Source organism: Virgibacillus sp. M23 (genome assembly GCF_034190895.1).
Lineage (GTDB): Bacteria > Bacillota > Bacilli > Bacillales > Amphibacillaceae > Virgibacillus > Virgibacillus salarius.
Window position 1 is genome coordinate 1 of record NZ_JAWDHA010000213.1, and the last position, 498, is coordinate 498.

The following is a 498-nucleotide window of genomic DNA, read 5'->3' on the forward strand; positions in this document are numbered from 1 at the left end:
AGGAATGGGAAGAGGTATATCAGGATATGGAGGTTCACGTCGTCCCAATTGTGACGATTGAGCAGGGCGGTGTCCTCTACAAAACGATCAGCCATTAATGGAGGTGCGTCAGCATGATCAGCTATATCGTACAGACATTGATTGTGTGCATTGCCATATACGCAGATGAGTGGAAGAATTTTCGTTCCGCTAACAATCTAACAAAATGGGCCTTCAGCCTGCTGATTGCATGAAGTGCTTTTCTTTGGATTTATATGAGAGTGAATCCCCTGCTTCCGCGGCTGGGGCAGCTGTTTAAATATATGCCGTTTTGAACATGACAGAAAGGAAGTGCTTTATGGACATGACCTCTGCATACCAAGGATTATTTTTCGGAGCTCTTTATACGTTAGCGGTCGGATTAAAGCATGCTCCGATTCTCATGATCGAATCAGCAAAACAAAATGCCTGGCACAGCTACATCCTCGGCGTTGTCATCGTGATTCCGGCACTCTGGCT

General features: G+C 45.8%; 1 protein-coding gene and 2 pseudogenes. All 3 read left to right on the top strand.

Going from position 1 to position 498, the window contains the following annotated elements:
• On the top strand, positions 1–98 hold a 98-nt coding region (locus tag RVS70_RS22135), incomplete at its 5' end, for a hypothetical protein (protein WP_321134866.1).
• A 15-nt stretch (positions 99–113) separates the two neighbouring features.
• Positions 114–314 (top strand): annotated as a pseudogene (locus RVS70_RS22140) (hypothetical protein).
• 23 nt (positions 315–337) lie between these two features.
• A pseudogene (locus tag RVS70_RS22145) lies at positions 338–498 on the top strand (spore gernimation protein); the annotation flags it as partial.